Annotated in this window: 4 protein-coding genes; 3 read left to right on the forward strand and 1 reads right to left on the reverse strand. The window is 33.2% G+C overall.

Annotated features, from left to right (window positions below; genetic code table 11):
• The 3 genes from ACMOUI_RS07290 to ACMOUI_RS07300 all read left to right on the forward strand — a co-directional run.
• On the forward strand, positions 1–462 hold a 462-nt coding region (locus ACMOUI_RS07290; RefSeq protein WP_418965068.1), incomplete at its 5' end, for a DMT family transporter.
• Between the two features lie 26 nt (positions 463–488).
• Complete coding sequence (locus ACMOUI_RS07295) at positions 489–1,775, forward strand: 4Fe-4S binding protein (RefSeq protein WP_418965069.1); 1,287 nt, start codon at positions 489–491, stop codon at positions 1,773–1,775.
• 108 nt (positions 1,776–1,883) lie between these two features.
• A complete protein-coding gene (locus ACMOUI_RS07300) occupies positions 1,884–3,566 on the forward strand; it encodes an FAD-binding protein (RefSeq protein WP_418965070.1) in 1,683 nt (560 codons plus the stop codon).
• Positions 3,567–3,903: 337 nt separating this feature from the next.
• Here the strand turns inward: ACMOUI_RS07300 and ACMOUI_RS07305 are convergent.
• Positions 3,904–4,276 (reverse strand): ABC transporter permease (locus ACMOUI_RS07305; RefSeq protein ID WP_418965071.1); only part of this gene is annotated, 373 nt, incomplete at its 5' end.

Below are 4,276 nucleotides of genomic sequence, written 5' to 3' on the forward strand. Positions count from 1 at the left end.
TTTCTCTCCTTTGAAAAAAACTTAACAATTAATTTTGGAGATATTTTAACATTTATATGTGCTATTTGTTTTGCCCTTCAAATTGTTGTTATTGGAAGTAGGATAAAAAATAAGAATCCATTTATAATTAATGGATTTCAAATGTTTTCAGCAGGAATTATTGGAATTTTACTGAATATAATATTTGAAGGAGCGACAATCTTTAGTAGAACATATGATTTAAAGCAGATTTTAGCATTGGTATATATAATTTTATTCAATACTTTTATCTGTTATTCAATTCAAACATATGCTCAAAAAGAGATTAATCCTAGTCAAGTTTCTTTAATTTTAACAACAGAGATAATATTTGGAGCGATATTCTCTGTGTTACTTTTAGGGGATAAGATGACTTTTCAAGTTATGATGGGTGGATTATTGATCTTTACATCTATACTATTAACAGAGGTCAAAAAACGATAATAGTTATTAATTAGGAGGAAAACAACATGAGCCATATTGTGGGTAAATCAGCGTATAAAAGTTTGGAGGAGAGACTGAATAGGTTTCCTCAAGGAGCACCACCATCTAAAGTTCTATATGATATATTAGCGATACTATTTTCAGAAAGAGAAGCGGAATTAGTGGCACAACTTCCAATAAAACCTTTTACAGTGAAAAAAGCAGCGACAATATGGAAAATGTCAGAGAAGGATGCCAAAAATATATTGGATACTTTGGCATCTAGAGCTATTTTATTAGATACTGTTCATAAGGGTGTTCAAACTTATATATTACCGCCTCCTATGGCTGGATTTATAGAGTTTTCAATGATGAGAACAAGAGGGGATATTGATCAAAAACTTTTAGGAGAATTACTATATCAATACATGAATGTGGAAGAGGATTTTATAAAGGATCTCTTCTATAGTGCCGATACAAAATTGGGTAGAGTTTTTGTAAATGAGGATGTCCTAAGTAAATCGATAACCTCAGAAAAGGGGTTATCATCTAATACTTTGGATAACTTAGTTCAAGTTTTAGACTATGAAAGAGCTTCTCATATAATAGAAACATCGGAGCATATGGGGATAAGTATGTGTTACTGTAGACATAAGATGCAACATGTTGGAAAAGCATGTGATGCCCCTATGGATATATGTATGACTTTTGGAAATGTGGCAAACTCATTGATAAATAATGGATATGCCAGAAGAGTTGACAAAATTGAAGGGATGGATCTTCTTCAGCAAGCATATGACAGTAATCTGGTTCAATGTGGAGAGAATGTGAGAGAGGGAGTTACATTTATATGTAACTGTTGTAGTTGTTGTTGTGAAGCCTTAGTGGCAGCTAAAAAATTTGGAATGATGCACCCAGTGGAAACAACAAATTTTTTACCTAAGATGAATTATGATAGCTGTATAAACTGTGGAAAATGTTTGAAAGTTTGTCCAGTAAATGCCATAAAGAGAGTAGAGGATAGATATGTAGTCCAAGAGGAGCTATGTTTAGGTTGTGGGGTATGTGGAAGAGCATGTCCTAAAAGCTGTATATTATTAGTTCCTCGTGAAACAAGAGTGATTACTCCCATAAACTCTGTTCACAGATCAGTTTTAATGGCAATAGAAAAGGGTATGCTTCAAGAGTTAATATTTGATAATAAAGCTTTATTTAGTCATAGAGCTATGGCTGCAATATTGGGAGCTATATTAAAACTATCACCTGTACATAAACTTATGGCAAGTAAACAGATGAAATCTGTTTATTTGGAAAAGTTATTAAAAAACTACTAGCTTTAGGAATGAAATTTAAAAAAAACAGTTAAAAATATTGATAAAAAAATCATTATGTGCTAAAATTTTCTTTGAATATTTATTCAAAGAAAATTAAAAGGGGTAATAATGAAAGTAAACAGGTGTAAAGTAGCAATTTTTTTAGCAAGTTTAATGTTAATGGCTTGCGGAGCAAAGGAAAAATCTATTATAGGTAAAGGAAATGGTTTTTCTGGTGAGATTAAAGTGAATGTAATCACAAAGGGAGATAAGATTGAAAATCTTGAATTAGTTTCAGATAATGAAACTTCACATATAATGTCAAGAGCATTTCCAATTTTAAAAGATAGAATTTTAAAAGCACAATCTCCAATAGTTGACAGTGTATCTGGAGCAACGTACACATCTTTAGGAGTTAAAAGAGCAGTGGCTGCAGCTTTAAAAGAGGGTGGAAAGGACTTTGGTAGAATAACTATAAAAACGGCAGGACCAGAGCAACCAGTGGCATATTTAGAGCCAGTATCTACAGATTTAGTTATAGTTGGGGCTGGACCAGCGGGTCTTGCAGCAGCAATATCTGCAAAAGAAGCTGGATTAAACAATATAATACTAATTGAAAAATTAGATATATTAAGTGGAAATGGAAAATATGATATGAACTTCTATGATCTAATCAATTCAGAAGCTGAAAAAAATGCGGGAGTAGAGGATTCAGTTGAAAAATTAATAGCTGACAATACCAACTGGATGGATACTCCAGAAAGAACTAGAGCACAGGCAGAGGGAGCTTCAAAACTGGACTCTTGGTTAAGAGCTATGGGAGTAAAATTAAATCACTACTATGGTAAAAGAGGGCATATGGCTGAGAAGGACGCATACGCTGGTGAGGAAGTACAAGATGGTATGGAAGCAAAGGCTAAGAGCTTAGGAATAGATATAAGAACTGGAACTAAGGGAACAGACTTTATAGTAGAAAATGGTGAAATCAAAGGAGTTAAAGTACAAAATGGAAATAATTTCTATGATATAAAAGCTAAAGCAGTGGTTATGGCAACTGGAGGATTCTCGGCAAATAAGGAGTTATTGGCTAAATACTCCCCTGGAACTGAAAAGTTACAAACATCAAACCAGCTTGGAGCAACAGGAGATTTCATACCTGTATTTGAAGAAAATAATATTCAGTTAGCTAATTTAGATGAGCTAAATCTATTCCCATTTATAGTTAGAACTACTAGAGATTTAACTGGTGGTGGAGATGGATTTATGCTTGTGAATGCAAATGGTGATAGATTCTTAAATGAAAATATCTCTAAAAATGATAGATTTAAGGCTGCTCAAACAATACTTTCACAGCCTGAAGGTAAGGCTTTCTATATATATGATCAAGCTTTATATGAATCAAGTTACCGTTTACAAAAACATACAGCAAAAGGATATCACGTAAAAGCTGACACTTTAGAGGAGTTAGCACAAAAACTTGGAGTTCCAGCTGATAAGTTAGTGGCTACAAGAGATCAATTTAATAGAGCGATACGTGGAGAGGAGCAAGATCCATTTAGAGCTAAACCATTTAAAAGAGAGTTCAGAACAGAGGGACCATTCTATGGTGTTCAAGTTGAATCGGCTGTACACATGACTAGAGGTGGAGTAGTAGCAAATGAAAAAACTGAAGTTTTAGATGTGGAAGGAAAAGTAGTTCCTGGACTGTTTGCTGCTGGAGAGGTAACAAATAGTAGTGCTGCATATAGTGCTGCAGTTATATTTGGACGTATAGCTGGAGAAAATGCAGTTAAATTTATAAATCAACAGTAGTGATAAAAGAATAAACTATGCCATAAAGGCATGGGTTCTATGAACTTTAACAACTGAAAATATGGAGTTGAGACAAGTAATTCTGTTGTCCTGTAAAATATTCACAATATGCGACCCACTTTGAAAAGAGCGAAAACCAAGCATTGATGTTCAAAGTGATATACAATATCTGTTGACTGCAAAACTTGATTTTGTGGATGACATCAGACATATGTTTTAAAACTATGAAATTTGTAATATATTCAGGGTAGGAACTACCCGCAGAGCGTGGTTAACATATCTGACATGAGTCAGATACTTCCCACGAAGCCCCGCCCTCTATTAGGGCGGTGGTAGTTCATTTTCTCAAAGCTTCAACTGGATCTAGTTTAGATGCCTTTATAGCTGGAAACACACCAAACACAACTCCTATAAAAATGGAAACTAACATTAAAAACAAAATAAAAAAATAATTAAAAATCGGTTGTACTCCTATAAAATATCCAATTATTAAGCTCAAGCATATCCCTAAAAAAATCCCTATAAAACTTCCTATAAAGCTTAAAGTAATAGATTCTAATAGAAATAAAATTAATATATCAAGATTTGTAGCACCAATTGCCTTTCTAATACCAATTTCGTTAGTTCTTTCAATAATGTTCACTAACATTATATTCATAATACCAATTCCACCAACAATTATTGATATACTTGCAACTATAGATATAAAT

This window comes from Cetobacterium sp., assembly GCF_048470075.1.
Classification (GTDB): Bacteria; Fusobacteriota; Fusobacteriia; order Fusobacteriales; family Fusobacteriaceae; genus Cetobacterium_A.

What these genes read in the sequence shown, in the direction of transcription:
- ACMOUI_RS07295 (WP_418965069.1), top strand. Translation starts at nt 489, where the DNA reads ATGAGCCATATTGTGGGTAAATCAGCGTATAAAAGTTTGGAGGAGAGA.
- ACMOUI_RS07300 (WP_418965070.1), top strand. Translation starts at nt 1,884, where the DNA reads ATGAAAGTAAACAGGTGTAAAGTAGCAATTTTTTTAGCAAGTTTAATG.